Origin of the sequence: Streptomyces curacoi (genome assembly GCF_001513975.1) — a bacterium.
GTDB classification, from domain to species: domain Bacteria; phylum Actinomycetota; class Actinomycetes; order Streptomycetales; family Streptomycetaceae; genus Streptomyces; species Streptomyces curacoi.
The window spans coordinates 493,664-507,996 of the sequence record NZ_KQ947984.1 but is presented as its reverse complement, the minus strand read 5'-3'; the positions used below and the strand labels follow the sequence as shown (position 1 = coordinate 507,996).

The following is a 14,333-nucleotide window of genomic DNA, read 5'->3' as shown; positions in this document are numbered from 1 at the left end:
CAGGAGGTCCGGGCTCCCTCTTTTGCCGTAATCCCAATCACTCGAACGTGTCTCCTGACGCGCCGCCGTTGACGCGGCTTCCTAGCGTGAAGCCATGAGCCACACACCGCACACCGTCGCCGGCTGCACGCTGCTGGCGATCGCCCTGGCCGCGGGGGTCACCAGCTGCGGCAGCGACGGCAACCCGCTGTCCGCCGACCCGTACGACGCGGCGGACCAGATCGCCTTCAACGGCCCCGCGGGCAAGGGCGGGAAGGCCGACCCCGACAAGCCCCTGGAAGTCACCACGGACGACTCCGACGGCCGTATCACCGACGTCACCGCCAAGGACGCCGCAGGACGCTATGTCGCGGGCGAACTCTCCGCCGACGGCACCCGCTGGCACAGCACCTCCCCGCTGGCCGCCAACGCCCGCTACACGGTGCGCGTGAGCACGGAGGACGAGGACGGCGCCCCCGGCCGCAAGGTCCTCACCTTCCACACCAGCAAGCCGACCACCAAGAAGCACCTGACGGTGGAGTTCGGCCCCAAGGCGGGCACATACGGCGTGGGCCAGCCCATCACGGCCGAGCTGAACCGGCCCGTCCAGGACAGAAACCAGCGGGCGATAGTGGAGCGGGCCCTGAAAGTCGACTCCACGCCCGCCGTGGAGGGCACCTGGCACTGGGTGGACGACAAGGAACTCCACTACCGCCCCAAGGAGTACTGGCCCACCCACGCCACCATCCGGGCCCGCAGCAACCTCGAAGGCGTCAAGATCAGCGACCGCATCTGGGGCGGCAAGGTCAAGCCCCTGAAGATCACCACGGGCGACCAGGTCATCGCCGTCACGGACGCCGCGTCCCACCAGCTGACGCTCTACCGCAACGGCGAGGAGGTCAGATCGATCCCCGTCACGACCGGCAAGCCCGGCTTCGAGACCCGCAACGGCGTCAAGGTCGTACTGGCCAAGGAGTACTTCGTACGCATGCGCGGCACGAGCATCGGCATAGCGGAGGGCTCCGCGGACTCCTACGACCTACCGGTCTACTACGCCACCCGCGTCACCTGGAGCGGCGAGTACGTCCACGCCGCCCCCTGGTCCGTCGGCTCCCAGGGCTACGCCAACGTCAGCCACGGCTGCACCGGCATGAGCACCGCCAACGCCGAGTGGTTCTTCGACAACGTCCGCGAGGGCGACATCGTCAAGGTCATCAACTCGTACGGCAACACGATGGAACCGTTCGGCAACGGCTTCGGCGACTGGAACCTCACCTGGAAGAACTGGCGCAGCGGCAGCGCCCTGGTGGGCGGCACACCGGACGGGCCGAGCCTTTCCGAGCGCGCAAGACTGAGGCCACAGACCGTCTAGACCAACGGGACGGCAGCCGGCCTGAAGGGGCGCGGGGAACTGCGCGATCAGCCCCCACGACCCGCAGGCGCCGGACTGCATGCCGAACCGAGCTCCTAGGCGCTCTGAAGCCTCTTCGTCCGCAACAGGGACGCCAGCGCCGCCGCGAACTCCACCGGCTCCACGGGCAACGTCACCGCCGCCTCGGCCCGGCTCCACGTGGCCAGCCACGCGTCCTGGGGCCGCCCGATCAGCAGCAGCACCGGCGGGCAGTTGAACACCTCGTCCTTGATCTGGCGGCACATCCCCATGCCCCCCATCGGCACGGCCTCACCGTCCAGGACGCAGACGTCGATGCCCCCCTTGTCCAGCTCCTTGATGACAGCGGCCGGAGTGGCACACTCCACGAACTCCACCACCGGGACATCCGGCGCAGGCCTCCGTCCCGTCGCCAACCTCACCTGCTCGCGGGTGTTGGAGTCGTCGCTGTAGACCAGCACCGTGGCGGTCGGCTGCATTGTTCCTCCGTGACGTCAGCGTCGTAAGGACAGGCCTGTTGGGCCGGATGCTACTCCCTTGAACACCACGTCAACACCGGTATGAACGGCCAAGACACTCCGAACGGCACCCCCCGGAGTGAGGGCGGGATAAGCGACCGACATAATGTCGGTCGTGGCGACAGCAACGACAGTAGACAAGGGTCACGCGCACCCGTCGGTCAATCGACCGAACCTCACCAGCGTCGGAACCATCATCTGGTTGAGTTCCGAGCTGATGTTCTTCGCGGCCCTCTTCGCGATGTACTTCACCCTGCGATCGGTGACGGGTCCGGACTTCTGGCACGAGAAGGCGGACGCCCTGAACTTCCCGTTCTCGGCGACGAACACCACGATCCTGGTGCTCTCCTCCCTCACCTGCCAGCTCGGCGTGTTCGCCGCCGAGCGCGGTGACGTGAAGAAGCTCCGGGGCTGGTTCATCGTCACCTTCATCATGGGTGCGATCTTCATCGGCGGTCAGGTGTACGAGTACACCGAGCTGGTCAAGCACGAGGGCCTCTCGCTCTCGTCCGACCCGTACGGCTCGGTCTTCTACCTGACCACCGGCTTCCACGGCCTGCACGTGACGGGCGGTCTCATCGCCTTCCTGCTGGTCCTCGGCCGCACGTACATGGCCCGGAGGTTCACGCACGAGCAGGCGACCGCCGCGATCGTCGTGTCCTACTACTGGCACTTCGTCGATGTCGTCTGGATCGGCCTCTTCGCCACGATCTACATGATCAAGTAGCCGGGCCCGATCCCGCGCGCGTTCCACAACGCACCTTCCAGAAGCATCGACGCAGAAGATCCTGACACCGGGGTAATCCGTGAAAAAGCTCTCCGCACGACGACGCCATCCGCTGGCGGCGGTCGTCGTCCTACTCCTCGCGCTGGCGTGCACGGGGGGGCTGTACGCCGTGTTCGCGCCCGCGGACAAGGCGCAGGCCGAGGAAACCGCCCAGTCCCTCACCATCGAGGAGGGCAAGAAGCTCTACACCGTCGGCTGCGCCAGCTGCCACGGAACCGGCGGTCAGGGCACCTCCGACGGTCCGAGCCTGGTGGGCGTCGGCGCCGCTGCCGTCGACTTCCAGGTCGCGACGGGCCGTATGCCGGCCGCCACCTCCCAGGGCGCCCAGGTCCCGCGGAAGAAGAACATCTACTCGCAGGCCGAGATCGACCAGCTCGCGGCGTACATCGCCTCGCTGGGCGCCGGCCCGTCCATCCCGACCGAGGAGCAGTACGGCCCCGGGGGAGCGGACATCGCCAAGGGCGGCGAGCTCTTCCGCAACAACTGCGCCCAGTGCCACAACTTCACCGGCAAGGGCGGCGCCCTGACCCACGGCAAGTTCGCGCCGACGCTCGAGGGCGTCGACCCGAAGCACATCTACGAGGCCATGCAGACCGGCCCGCAGAACATGCCGTCGTTCCCCGACACCACGCTGTCGGAGCAGAACAAGAAGGACATCATCGCGTACCTGAACGCGGTCAACAGCGACGAGACGGTGAACCCGGGCGGTCTGGAGCTGGGCGGCCTCGGGCCGGTCAGTGAGGGCCTGTTCGGCTGGATCTTCGGACTCGGCGGCTTGATCGCCATCGCCGTGTGGGTCGCCGCCCGGACCGCAAAGGCCAAGAAGTCATGAGTAGCCAAGACATTCCCGAAGAGAACCTGCCGGCCGAGCAGGACACCACGCACGGCGCGGTGACCGTCGCGGACGAGAAGCACCCGTTCGCCGACCCCGGGCTGCCGCCCCACGAGCACCGGATCCAGGACATCGACGAGCGGGCCGCCAGGCGGTCCGAGCGCGCGGTCGCCCTGCTGTTCACGGTGTCGATGCTGGCCACCATCGGCTTCATCGCCTCGTTCGTGGCGATCCCGCACGACAAGTCGATCTTCGTCTTCCCGATCGGTCACATCAACGCGATGAACTTCGCGCTGGGCCTGACCCTCGGCGCGGCGCTGTTCTGCATCGGCGCGGGCGCGGTCCACTGGGCCCGCACCCTGATGTCCGACGTGGAGGTCGCGGACGACCGGCACCCGATCGAGGCGTCGCCCGAGGTCAAGGCCAAGGTCATGGCCGACTTCCGGCAGGGCGCCAAGGAGTCGGCGCTGGGCCGCCGCAAGCTGATCCGCAACACGATGTTCGGTGCGCTGGCCCTGTTCCCGCTCTCCGGCGTCGTCCTGCTGCGTGACCTCGGTCCGCTGCCCGGGACCAAGCTCCGCCACACCCTGTGGTCCAAGGGCAAGCTGCTCGTCAACATGAACACCAACGAGCCGCTGCGTCCCTCGGACGTCGCGGTCGGCTCCCTCACCTTCGCCAAGCCGGAGGGCCTGGAGGAGCACGACCACGACTTCCAGACCGAGATCGCCAAGGCGGCCCTGATGATCGTCCGGCTCCAGCCCGACGACATCAAGGACAAGCGCGAACTCGAGTGGTCGCACGAGGGCATCGTCGCGTACTCGAAGATCTGCACCCACGTCGGTTGCCCGATCTCCCTGTACGAGCAGCAGACGCACCATGTGCTCTGCCCCTGCCACCAGTCCACCTTCGACCTCTCCGACGGTGCCCGAGTGATCTTCGGCCCGGCCGGCCACGCCCTGCCGCAGCTGCGCATCGGCGTGAACGACGAGGGCTACCTTCAGGCGCTTGGCGACTTCGAAGAGCCCGTCGGTCCTGCATTCTGGGAGCGCGGATGAGCACTACAGAGACGACCACGTCCCGCTCTCGCGGGAAGGCACCGGCCGGCGAGCGTGTCGCCGACTGGGCCGACGGCCGACTGGGGATCTACTCCCTGGCCAAGGCCAACATGCGCAAGATCTTCCCCGACCACTGGTCGTTCATGTTGGGTGAGGTCTGCCTCTACAGCTTCATCATCATCATCCTCACGGGTGTGTACCTGACGCTGTTCTTCCACCCGTCGATGAACGAGGTGGAGTACCACGGCAGTTACGTCCCGATGCAGGGACAGCTGATGAGTGAGGCGTTCAGCTCGACGCTGCACATCTCCTTCGACGTGCGCGGTGGTCTGCTCATCCGGCAGATCCACCACTGGGCGGCGATCATCTTCCTCGCCGGCATGTTCGTGCACATGATGCGCGTGTTCTTCACCGGCGCGTTCCGCAAGCCGCGTGAGATCAACTGGCTGTTCGGCTTCCTGCTGTTCGTCCTCGGCATGTTCACCGGTTTCACCGGCTACTCGCTCCCGGACGACCTGCTCTCCGGCACCGGTGTCCGCTTCACCCAGGGCGCGATCCTGTCCATGCCGATCGTCGGCACGTACATCTCGATGTTCCTGTTCGGCGGAGAGTTCCCCGGCGGCGACTTCGTCGCGCGGTTCTACTCGATCCACATCCTGCTGCTGCCGGGCATCATGCTCGGACTCGTGGTCGGCCACCTGATCCTGGTCTTCTACCACAAGCACACGCAGTTCGCGGGCCCCGGACGGACCAACAAGAACGTCGTCGGCATGCCGCTGCTGCCGGTCTACATGGCCAAGGCCGGAGGCTTCTTCTTCCTGGTCTTCGGTGTCATCGCGGCCCTCGCCGGCATCGCGTCCGTCAACCCGATCTGGGCCATGGGCCCGTACCGTCCCGACCACGTGTCGACGGGCGCCCAGCCCGACTGGTACATGGGCTTCGCCGAGGGTCTGGTCCGTGCCATGCCGGGCTGGGAGATCAACTTCTGGGGTCACACGCTTGTCCTGGGTGTGTTCGTCCCGCTGGTGGTCTTCGGTCTCTTCCTCGGGGCGATCGCCCTCTACCCGTTCATCGAGTCCTGGGTCACCGGGGACAAGCGTGAGCACCACCTGCTCGACCGGCCGCGCAACGCCCCGACCCGGACGGCGTTCGGTGTCGCCTGGGTGACCGCGTACATGATCATGCTGATCGGCGGTGGCAACGACATCGTCGCCACCCACTTCCATCTGTCGATCAACGCGGTCACCTGGTTCGTCCGGATCGGGTTCTTCGCCGGACCGGTCCTCGCGTTCATCGTCACCAAGCGGATCTGCCTCGGCCTGCAGCGCCGGGACAAGGACAAGGTGCTGCACGGCCGCGAGTCCGGCATCATCAAGCGCCTGCCCCACGGTGAGTTCATCGAGGTGCACGAGCCGCTCAGCCAGGAGCAGCTGCACACCCTCACCGCGCACGAGCAGTACAAGCCGCTCGAGATCGGCCCGACGGTCGACGTGAACGGCGTCGAGCGCAAGGTGAAGGGCTCCGAGAAGCTGCGCGCCAAGCTCAGCAAGGCGTACTTCGGCGACGACAGCCAGATCGCCAAGCCGACGGTCGAGGAGTACAAGGAGATCACGAGCGGCCACGGCCACCACTGATCACTGCGCGCGCCACGCCACGGCAGAAGGGCTCCGTCCGGTCTTCGGACGGGGCCCTTCTCCGTGTCCCGTGGCTGGATAGGGTGGACCTCGTTGAGACTCGTGTCCCGTAGTGCGGGACACCTGACCCTGGAGCGGCTTATGAGCGCTGTGACCCCCGCTGGAGGCGACACCGCGGCGGGCCGCTCCTGGCCCGAGGTACTGAGCGCCCTGCTCGGCGGAGCGGACCTGAGCGCCGGCGACACCGCATGGGCCATGGACCGCTTCATGAGCGGTGAGGCCTCGGACGCCCAGATCGCGGGCTTCATGGTGGCTCTGCGGGCCAAGGGCGAGACGGTCGAGGAGATCACCGGCCTCGTCGAGGCGATGTACGCGCACGCGCAGCCGCTGGACATCCCCGGACCGGCCGTCGACATCGTCGGTACGGGCGGCGACCGGGCCAAGACGGTCAACATCTCCACGATGTCCGCCATCGTGATCGCGGGCACCGGGGCCAAGGTCGTCAAGCACGGCAACCGGGCGTCGTCCTCGGCGAGCGGTTCGTCCGACGTGCTGGAGAAGCTCGGCATCAATCTGGAGCTGTCGCCCGAGCGGGTGGCGCAGGTGGCGGAGGAGGCCGGGATCACCTTCTGCTTCGCGGCCAGGTTCCACCCCTCGATGCGGTTCGTCGGCGGCGTCCGGCGCGACCTGGGGATCCCGACCTCGTTCAACCTCCTCGGCCCGCTCACCAACCCGGCCCGGGTCACCGCCTCGGCGGTCGGCTGCTTCGACACCCGGATGGCGGGGCTCATCGCCGGCGTACTGGCCGAGCGCGGCTCGTCCGCGCTGGTGTTCCGCGGCGACGACGGCCTCGACGAGCTGACGACCACGGCCACCTCGCGGGTGTGGGTCGTCCGCGACGGCAAGGTGACCGAGGAGTCCTTCGACCCGCGCGACGTCGGGATCGAGCTGGTGCCGGTGGAGGCGCTGCGCGGCGCAGACGCGTCGTACAACGCCGAGGTCGCCCGGCGCCTGCTGGACGGCGAGACGGGGCCCGTACGGGACGCCGTACTGCTCAACTCGGCGGCGGCGCTCGTGGCGTTGGAGCCGACGGGCGCTCCGCTCACCGAGCAGATCCGGCTCGGTATGGCGAAGGCGGCGGAGTCGATCGACTCGGGGGCGGCCAAGCGGACGCTGGACCGCTGGGTGGCCGCGAGCAACAAGTAGCGCACCTCGTGGCGATGTCCCGCGATCCGGACACGGGTTGCGGGACATCGATCACTTCACGTACGTTCCTGTGCAGGTCATGAGTGACAGTCGTGAGGCCCCGGCCGACTGTCCGGCAACCCTCCGTCCGTGGCGGGGTGCCCCGGGTGAAGACCAGGCCGTAGGCAGCGAGGTCTACGGCAAGCGCGGACCCCTCGCACGCTTGTGAAAAGTGTGGGGCCAGGGGTCCTGGTCGTTCGAGGGAGTCTTCCGTGAGCAAGCGAATGCGATAGGGCCGCAGAGCCCCGCCTCCGCACACCCCTTTTTTCTTTCTTCGCCGGCGCTTCCGGCTGCCTTCACGGGAGTTCACCCATGTCCGTCTCCACCCTTGCCGCCGCCCAGTCCGTTTGTGCTCCGCTGCCCGTTCTGGGCCGGGATGTCACCGTGCCGCTCGTCACCGGTGGCGAGGTCACGTACGCCGCGCTCGACTACGCCGCCAGCGCCCCGGCGCTGCAGCGCGTCTGGGACGACGTCGCCGCCTACGCGCCGTACTACGGCAGCGTCCACCGCGGCGCCGGCTACCTCTCGCAGCTCTCCACCGACCTGTTCGAGAACGCCCGCAAGACGGTGGCCGAGTTCCTCGACTGCCGGGACACGGACCAGGTGGTGTTCACCCGGTCCACCACCGACTCGCTCAACCTCCTCGCCGCCGCCCTCCCGGCCGACTGCCAGGTCTTCGTCTTCGAGACCGAGCACCACGCCTCCCTGCTGCCCTGGCGCGACGCCCGCGTCAGCTACCTCGACGCGCCCCGCACCCCGCGCCAGGCCGTGGAGACCCTGGAGCGCGCCCTCGCCGACCGTGACCCCTACGGCCCCGCCCTGGTGTGCGTCACCGGCGCCTCGAACGTCACCGGCGAACTGTGGCCCGTACGGGAACTGGCCGCGGCGGCCCACGCCCACGGCGCCCGGATCGTCCTGGACGCCGCCCAACTGGCCCCGCACCACCCGGTGTCCGTCAAGGACCTCGACGTCGACTGGGTCGCCTTCTCCGGCCACAAGCTGTACGCCCCCTTCGGCTCCGGCGTCCTGGCCGGCCGTGCCGACTGGCTGCGCGCGGCGGAGCCGTACCTCGCGGGCGGCGGTGCCAGCCGCAAGGTCACCCGGCGTGAGGACGGCGGGGTGGACGTCGAGTGGCACGAGAGCGCCGCCCGCCACGAGGCCGGCTCCCCGAACGTCATCGGCGCCTACTCCATCGCCTCCGCCTGCAAGGCCCTCACCGAGGCGGGCTTCGACAACCTGGTCGCGCGCGAGCAGTACCTCGTCGAGAAGGTCCGCGCCGGCCTCGCCGAAGTCCCCGAGGCGCGGATCCTGTCCCTCTTCGGCGACGACGCCCCGCGCGTCGGCGTGATCTCCTTCGTCGTCGACGGCTGGAACAGCTCCCACTTCGCCGCCGCGCTCTCCGCCGAGTACGGCATCGGCGTACGGGACGGCCTGTTCTGCGCCCACCCGCTCGTGCGCACCCTGCTGGGCAGCGACCCGCAGGCCCAGGGCGAGTGCGGCGCCCCGGAGGCCGCTCCGGGCGAGAAGTCGCTCAACGCGATCCGGGTGAGCTTCGGGGCCGGCACCCCCGACGAGCACGTCGAGCGGTTCGTGAACGCCGTGAAGGAGCTCGTGGCGGACGGGGCCAAGTGGAGCTACCGCACGGAGGACGGGCGCTGCGTGCCGGCCACGTCGGCCTGAGACGGGCGTCGCGTGCCCGCCACGTCGGTCTGAGGTGCCGCCTGGGGCACCTCGTCGGCCATCACGACCGGTAGCCGGGCGCCCAGGACGATCATCCTCAGGGCCCGTTCGGTGGCGTCCGTGAGCAGTTCGCTCGCGCGCACGAGCGCCTCGGCCAGGGCCATCGGGGCGGGCAGGATGCCGTGGCAGGCGTCCACACCCGGTACTTCCTGCGCGCCCTCGCCGAGTGTGCCGGCCAGGGCCAGGACCGGGCGGCCGTGCAGCTTGGCGCGGCGGGCCACCTCGGCCGGGACCTTGCCGCGCGGTGTCTGGTGGTCCAGGGCGCCCTCGGCGGTGATCACCAGGTCGGCGCGGGCCAGCCGGGCGTCGAGGTCGAGGTGGTCCAGCAGCACGTCGAAGCGGGGCAGGAGCCGGGCGCCGAGGGCGGCGAGGCCGGCGCCCAGCCCGCCGGAGGCTCCGGTTCCAGGGCCGTGGCGGAGGTCGGTGTCGGCGGCGGCCACGTCGCGGGTGAGGACGAAGGCCCAGTTCTCCAGGCCGGCCGACAGCTCCTCGACCTGCTGCGGGGTCGCGCCCTTCTGCGGGCCGAAGACCCGGGCCACGCCCCGCGCGCCGCACAGGACGTTGTACGGGTTGCAGGCGACGAGGAGCTCCACGTCCGCCAGGCGGCGGTCCAGGCCGGTCGGATCGATGCGGTGCAGGCGTGCCAACTCGGCGCCCCCGTGGGGGAGTTCCTGGCCGCTCCCGTCCAGGAGGCGGGCTCCCAGCGCCTGCAGCGCGCCGGCGCCCCCGTCCGAGGTGCCCGAGTCGCCGCAGCCGACGAGGATCCGGCGGGCGCCCGAGTCGAGGGCGGAGCGGATCAGCTCGCCGACGCCGTAGGTGGTGGTGGCACCGGGGTCGCGCAGGTCGCGCGGGACGAGGGAGAGACCGGCCACCGCGGCCATCTCCACCACCGCGGTGTCCCCGTCGCCCAGCAGGGCGAAGTGGGCGCCGACGGTCTCCCCGACCGGGCCCGTGGCGGGCACGGTGACCAGCCGGCCCCCGGTCGCGGCGGCCAGGGCGACGGCCGTGCCCTCGCCGCCGTCCACCAGTGGGACCAGGTCGAGCTCGGCGTCGGGCAGGACGCGGCGTACGCCCGCCGCGATGGCGTCCGCCGCCGCCTCGGCGGACAGGGACTCCTTGAAGCCGCTGGGGGCTACGACGACACGGGTCAGCATGGGTGGGGCTCCTTAACGGGTGACGGACACGCCGAGCAGCGGCCAGACCGCGACGGCGAAGAGCAGGACGAGCGCGGCGGTCAGCGGTGCCAGGAACGCGGACAGCCGCAGCAGGTCGCGCGGGGTGTAGGTGGGGGTGCCGGGGAGCTGCGAGAAGAGCGTGACCGGCTTGGCGGAGGCGGGCAGCGTGTGGCAGAAGCCCGCGGCGGCGGTGGAGGCGAGCGCGGCGGCGACCGGGTTGACCCCGACGCCGACGGAGGCGGCCACCACCAGCGGGACCAGGACGGACGAGCGGGCGGAGCGCGACTGCAGGACCAGGTGGGCCGCCGTGCTGATCGCGATGACCAGCGCCAGGAACACCACCGGGGGTTCACCCGTGGGCAGCCCGGAGACCAGCCACTTCGCCGCTCCCGAGTCGGCGAGCGCGACGCCCATCGCCATCGTCGCCGCCATGAAGAGCAACAGCGACCAGGGGACGGTCTTCAGCGCGTCCTTCAGGCGCACCGTGCCGAGGGCGGGCGAGGAGGCGACGACCGCGCCGATCAGCGCCACGATCGCGGGCGGCAGATGGTGCAGGGGCTCGCTGCACCACAGGAGCACGACGGTGGCGAGCAGCAGGGCACAGCGCTTCTCGGCCTGCGTCCAAGGGCCGGTGACCGGCTGCTCGCTGTGTTCCTGGATCTGTTCGGCGGTGATGTGGACCGGGCCTCGGCGGTCGGCTCGCCGGGTCGTCGTCAGCAGCACCAACTCGGCGGCCAGGTGCGAGGAGGTGACCGCCAGGGGCAGGCCCAGCAGCAGCCACTCGGTGAAGCCGATGTGCTGCCCGGTCGCCTCGAACAGCACCGAGACGGTGATCAGATGGGCGCCGGCCCCGATCAGGGTCGCCACCGCCGACAGCAGGATGACCGTCGGGAACAGCAGCGCCAGCATCACGACCAGTCGTTTCCGGTCGGCGAGGACCTTGGCGAGGGCGAGGAACACCGGCAGGGCGAGCGCGGCCCGGCCCGAGGTGGCGGGAACCGCGAACGCGGTGACGACCAGGGCCGCCGTGGTCAGGTGCACGAGTTGCCGTACGGTGCGGGCGCCGCTCACCAGGAAGACCGCCGCCCGCCCGGCGAGCCCGGTCCGGGTCACCGCCGCCGCCAGCACGAAGGCACAGATCAGCAGCCACACCGTGGAGTCGCCGAGGGTGCCGAACAGGGTGTCGTTGCTGATCACGCCCGTCACCGTGAGGGCCAGTGCGGCGCCCAGCGCGATGTAGGTGTCGTCGATCGACGTGCCGATCCAGGCGCAGGTCGCCAGGACGAACACGGCGAGAGTGAAACGGGCGTCGGCGCCGAGCCCCGGGAAGTTGCCGGGCAGCGCCAGCAACGCGCACAGGGTCAGCGCCACGCACAGGGCGGTGATGGCTCGCGGGTTCAATGTCACGTCATCGAGGGTTCACCCGGGCGGTGAGCCGTCGATGAGCCGAAGATGAAAGGAACTTCACCCAGGGCTTTGCCCGGCGAGCAGGGCTTCCCGGGGGCAGGGCTTCCCCGGGGGCAAGGCTTCACCGGGCGGGCAGCCGGTACCCCATCCCCCGCACCGTCTCCACCCGCTCCGCGCCGAGCTTCTTGCGCAGCGTGCGGACGTACACCTCCACGATGTTGGAGCCGGGGTCGAAGTCGTAGCCCCACACATGGGACAGGATCTGCTCGCGGGACAGCACCTGCCCGGGATGCCGCAGGAACAGCTCCAGCAGCACGAACTCACGTGCCGTCAGATCGACGGTCCGGTCGTCGGCGCGGGCCCTGCGCGTGCGCAGGTCCAGCGAGAGCGAGCCCGACCTCAGCACCGTCACCTCCGGCGCCCGGGCCGCCGTACGCAGTCTGAGGCGCACCCGGGCGAGCAGTTCCTCGAAGCGGAACGGCTTGGTCATCCAGTCGTCGGCGCCGCCCTCCAGGCCGGCCACCGTGTCCCGTACGGAGTCCCGTGCGGTCAGCACGATCACCGGGACCGTCACCCGGGCCTCGCGCAGTTCCCGCAGGATCGTGAAGCCGTCCCGGCCGGGCAGGTTGATGTCCAGCACGACGAGGTCGAAGCCGCCGGTCAGGGCGTACTCGTAGGCCGCGTCGCCGTCGTCGACGACGGTCGTGGTGAAGCCGTTGGCACGCAGGCCCTTCTCGACGAAGGAGGCGATGCGCTCCTCGTCCTCGACGATGAGGATGCGGTTCACGTGAGGTCACCTTCCAGTGCCGGGGCTGCGTTCGGAACGTTCAGAACGAGGGTGAAGGTGGCTCCGCCGCCGGGTGTGTCGTCCAGCCGGACCTGTCCACCGTGTCCCTCGGCGATCGCCTTGACGATCGACAGGCCGAGTCCGGCGCCGGAGCCGCGCGCGCCGCGGCGGGCCGTGCCGCGCCGGAAGCGTTCGAAGATGATCTCGGCGTCCTGCGGCTGGACACCGGGGCCCGAGTCGGCGACGTACAGCTCCAGCTGCCCGCCGACGGCCCGGGAGCCGATGCGGACGGTCTGGCCGGGCGTGGTGTGCTGTACGGCGTTCTGGGCGAGCTGGACCAGCGCCTGGGTGATCCGCTGGGAGTCCAACTCGGCCTCCAGATCGGCCACTTCGGTCAGCTGCCAGTCGCGCTCGCCGAGGGTGCGGGCCTTGACGTAGACGTCGGCGGTCAGTTCGGCGACCTGGACCGGCTGCGGGGTGACGAAGTCGGGGCGGGCGGTCTTGGCGAGCATCAGCAGGTCCTCGACGATCCGGCTCATCCGGTCCAGTTCGTCGGTGACCAGGCGGAGGGTCTCCTCGCGGTCGGCCGGGTCGTCGCCCATCACCTCCAGATGGCCGCGCACGATGGTGATGGGGGTGCGCAGTTCGTGGCCCGCGTCGTCGACGAACTCGCGCTGGGCGGCGAACGCCCGCTCCAGCCGGTCGAGCATGGCGTTGAAGGTCTCGGCGAGGGCGGCGATGTCGTCGCTGCCGCGGATCGGGATCCGGCGGGTGAGGTCCTGTTCGGTGAGCTGCGCGGCCGCCAGGCGTACCACCCGCACGGGTTTGAGGATGCGTCCGGCCGCCGCCCAGGCGATGCCCGTGGTCAGCAGCAGGGCCACCCCCGAGATGATGAGCAGGGTGCGGAAGACGCTGTTCACGCGCTCCTGCTCGCGCTCCGGGTGGATGGCCACCACGAACGCGGCGTCGGGCTCCCCGCCCGGCCGCGCGATGGTGACCTTGGCCCAGCGGATCTCGCCCTGCGGCCGGTGCAGGACGCCGGTGGAGTCGGGCGAGTCGAAGATGCGGCGGCGGGCGTCGGCGTCCCGGTACAGGGGCAGCGTGCCGGGGATGTCGTGCGGCTGTCTGATGTGCGCGGGGTCGCCGCCCGCCGTGCCCACCAGGCCGATCAGCTCCTCGTCCGGGTCGGGGTACTGCCGCTCCAGGAAGACGGTCAGCAGCCGGGACGCGCTGGTGAACGGACGACCCGTCTCCGGGTCGCCGCCGCGCTCCTCGAAGTTGGCGAACTCGCCGGTCTCCTGGGTCAGCAGGCGGTTGATCCGGTTGTCGACGTCCCGCATCAGGAACGAGCGCGTGGTCGTGGCGACCTCAACCAGCGCGACCGCCATGAGGAGCAGCAGCCACAGCAGGATGCGGCCCCGTGCGGTGATCCGGCGACGGCCCCGATCAGTTGTCCGCGCCGGTTCGGTCGTCGTCACCGGGTCGGTCGTCTGCGTCGCCCTTGCCGCGGTCGTCGTCATCGTCATCACTCGTGGGGCTGTCGATCACCGGTGGCCGCGAGACGACCTCGTCGGTCGGGGTCGGCTCGGACCGGTCGGGCTCGGAGGCGGGTGCGGGGGTGGGTGTGGGGGAGTCGCTGTCCAGCACCACCTTCGAAGGGACCTTGGGCGACTCGGGACGGTCGGTGAGGGCGAAGCTGGTCGCGGCGATGCCCAGGGGGATCAGCACGACGGCGGACAGGGCCGCCATACGACGAGAGAAAGCCATGTGCCCGAGTCTGCGGC

The 14,333-nt window shown here is 70.0% G+C and carries 13 protein-coding genes and 1 riboswitch; of the genes, 7 read left to right on the top strand and 6 right to left on the bottom strand.

Going from position 1 to position 14,333, the window contains the following annotated elements; genetic code table 11:
* Positions 1-94: 94 nt before the first annotated feature.
* Complete coding sequence (locus tag AQI70_RS02280; RefSeq protein ID WP_062143289.1) at positions 95-1,351, top strand: L,D-transpeptidase; 1,257 nt, start codon at positions 95-97, stop codon at positions 1,349-1,351.
* Between the two features lie 95 nt (positions 1,352-1,446).
* Here AQI70_RS02280 and AQI70_RS02275 read toward each other — a convergent pair whose 3' ends face one another.
* Positions 1,447-1,848 carry a response regulator gene (locus tag AQI70_RS02275; RefSeq protein WP_062143286.1) on the bottom strand — a complete coding sequence of 134 codons (402 nt, stop codon included), beginning with the start codon at positions 1,846-1,848 and terminating at the stop codon, positions 1,447-1,449.
* A 145-nt stretch (positions 1,849-1,993) separates the two neighbouring features.
* Here AQI70_RS02275 and ctaE point away from each other — a divergent pair, with 145 nt between their 5' ends.
* From ctaE to AQI70_RS02245, 6 genes are all read left to right on the top strand, one after another.
* Positions 1,994-2,614 (top strand): aa3-type cytochrome oxidase subunit III, encoded by a 621-nt coding sequence (gene ctaE / locus AQI70_RS02270; RefSeq protein WP_062143284.1) that lies wholly within the window; start codon positions 1,994-1,996, stop codon positions 2,612-2,614.
* Positions 2,615-2,693: 79 nt separating this feature from the next.
* Complete coding sequence (qcrC, locus tag AQI70_RS02265) at positions 2,694-3,506, top strand: cytochrome bc1 complex diheme cytochrome c subunit (protein WP_062143281.1); 813 nt, start codon at positions 2,694-2,696, stop codon at positions 3,504-3,506.
* Complete coding sequence (qcrA, locus tag AQI70_RS02260; RefSeq protein WP_062143279.1) at positions 3,503-4,561, top strand: cytochrome bc1 complex Rieske iron-sulfur subunit; 1,059 nt, start codon at positions 3,503-3,505, stop codon at positions 4,559-4,561. The genes qcrC and qcrA overlap by 4 nt, the downstream gene beginning before the upstream one ends.
* Complete coding sequence (qcrB, locus tag AQI70_RS02255) at positions 4,558-6,195, top strand: cytochrome bc1 complex cytochrome b subunit (RefSeq protein WP_062143276.1); 1,638 nt, start codon at positions 4,558-4,560, stop codon at positions 6,193-6,195. The genes qcrA and qcrB overlap by 4 nt, the downstream gene beginning before the upstream one ends.
* 141 nt (positions 6,196-6,336) lie before the next feature.
* Positions 6,337-7,401, top strand: a complete 1,065-nt coding sequence (gene trpD / locus AQI70_RS02250) for an anthranilate phosphoribosyltransferase (RefSeq protein ID WP_062143273.1) — start codon at positions 6,337-6,339, stop codon at positions 7,399-7,401.
* Positions 7,402-7,476: 75 nt separating this feature from the next.
* Positions 7,477-7,593, top strand: a riboswitch (SAM riboswitch).
* Positions 7,594-7,752: 159 nt separating this feature from the next.
* Entirely contained in the window at positions 7,753-9,120 is a 1,368-nt protein-coding gene (locus tag AQI70_RS02245; protein WP_062143270.1) for an aminotransferase class V-fold PLP-dependent enzyme, read from the top strand.
* Here AQI70_RS02245 and AQI70_RS02240 read toward each other — a convergent pair.
* The 5 genes from AQI70_RS02240 to AQI70_RS02220 form a co-directional block, all read right to left on the bottom strand.
* Positions 9,075-10,334 carry a glycerate kinase gene (locus AQI70_RS02240; RefSeq protein WP_062143267.1) on the bottom strand — a complete coding sequence of 420 codons (1,260 nt, stop codon included), beginning with the start codon at positions 10,332-10,334 and terminating at the stop codon, positions 9,075-9,077. The genes AQI70_RS02245 and AQI70_RS02240 overlap by 46 nt on opposite strands.
* Before the next feature lie 12 nt (positions 10,335-10,346).
* A complete protein-coding gene (locus AQI70_RS02235) occupies positions 10,347-11,762 on the bottom strand; it encodes an SLC13 family permease (protein WP_062143264.1) in 1,416 nt (471 codons plus the stop codon).
* 121 nt (positions 11,763-11,883) lie between these two features.
* Entirely contained in the window at positions 11,884-12,549 is a 666-nt protein-coding gene (locus AQI70_RS02230) for a response regulator transcription factor (protein WP_062143261.1), read from the bottom strand.
* Positions 12,546-14,069 (bottom strand): sensor histidine kinase, encoded by a 1,524-nt coding sequence (locus AQI70_RS02225; RefSeq protein ID WP_208607267.1) that lies wholly within the window; start codon positions 14,067-14,069, stop codon positions 12,546-12,548. The genes AQI70_RS02230 and AQI70_RS02225 overlap by 4 nt, the downstream gene beginning before the upstream one ends.
* Positions 13,996-14,316, bottom strand: a complete 321-nt coding sequence (locus tag AQI70_RS02220; protein ID WP_062143258.1) for a hypothetical protein — start codon at positions 14,314-14,316, stop codon at positions 13,996-13,998. The genes AQI70_RS02225 and AQI70_RS02220 overlap by 74 nt, the downstream gene beginning before the upstream one ends.
* Positions 14,317-14,333 lie beyond the last annotated feature (17 nt).

What these genes read in the sequence shown, in the direction of transcription:
- AQI70_RS02280 (WP_062143289.1), top strand. Translation starts at nt 95, where the DNA reads ATGAGCCACACACCGCACACCGTCGCCGGCTGCACGCTGCTGGCGATC.
- AQI70_RS02275 (WP_062143286.1), bottom strand. Translation starts at nt 1,848, where the DNA reads ATGCAGCCGACCGCCACGGTGCTGGTCTACAGCGACGACTCCAACACC.
- ctaE (WP_062143284.1), top strand. Translation starts at nt 1,994, where the DNA reads ATGTCGGTCGTGGCGACAGCAACGACAGTAGACAAGGGTCACGCGCAC.
- qcrA (WP_062143279.1), top strand. Translation starts at nt 3,503, where the DNA reads ATGAGTAGCCAAGACATTCCCGAAGAGAACCTGCCGGCCGAGCAGGAC.
- qcrB (WP_062143276.1), top strand. Translation starts at nt 4,558, where the DNA reads ATGAGCACTACAGAGACGACCACGTCCCGCTCTCGCGGGAAGGCACCG.
- trpD (WP_062143273.1), top strand. Translation starts at nt 6,337, where the DNA reads ATGAGCGCTGTGACCCCCGCTGGAGGCGACACCGCGGCGGGCCGCTCC.
- AQI70_RS02245 (WP_062143270.1), top strand. Translation starts at nt 7,753, where the DNA reads ATGTCCGTCTCCACCCTTGCCGCCGCCCAGTCCGTTTGTGCTCCGCTG.
- AQI70_RS02240 (WP_062143267.1), bottom strand. Translation starts at nt 10,334, where the DNA reads ATGCTGACCCGTGTCGTCGTAGCCCCCAGCGGCTTCAAGGAGTCCCTG.
- AQI70_RS02225 (WP_208607267.1), bottom strand. Translation starts at nt 14,069, where the DNA reads ATGACGACGACCGCGGCAAGGGCGACGCAGACGACCGACCCGGTGACG.
- AQI70_RS02220 (WP_062143258.1), bottom strand. Translation starts at nt 14,316, where the DNA reads ATGGCTTTCTCTCGTCGTATGGCGGCCCTGTCCGCCGTCGTGCTGATC.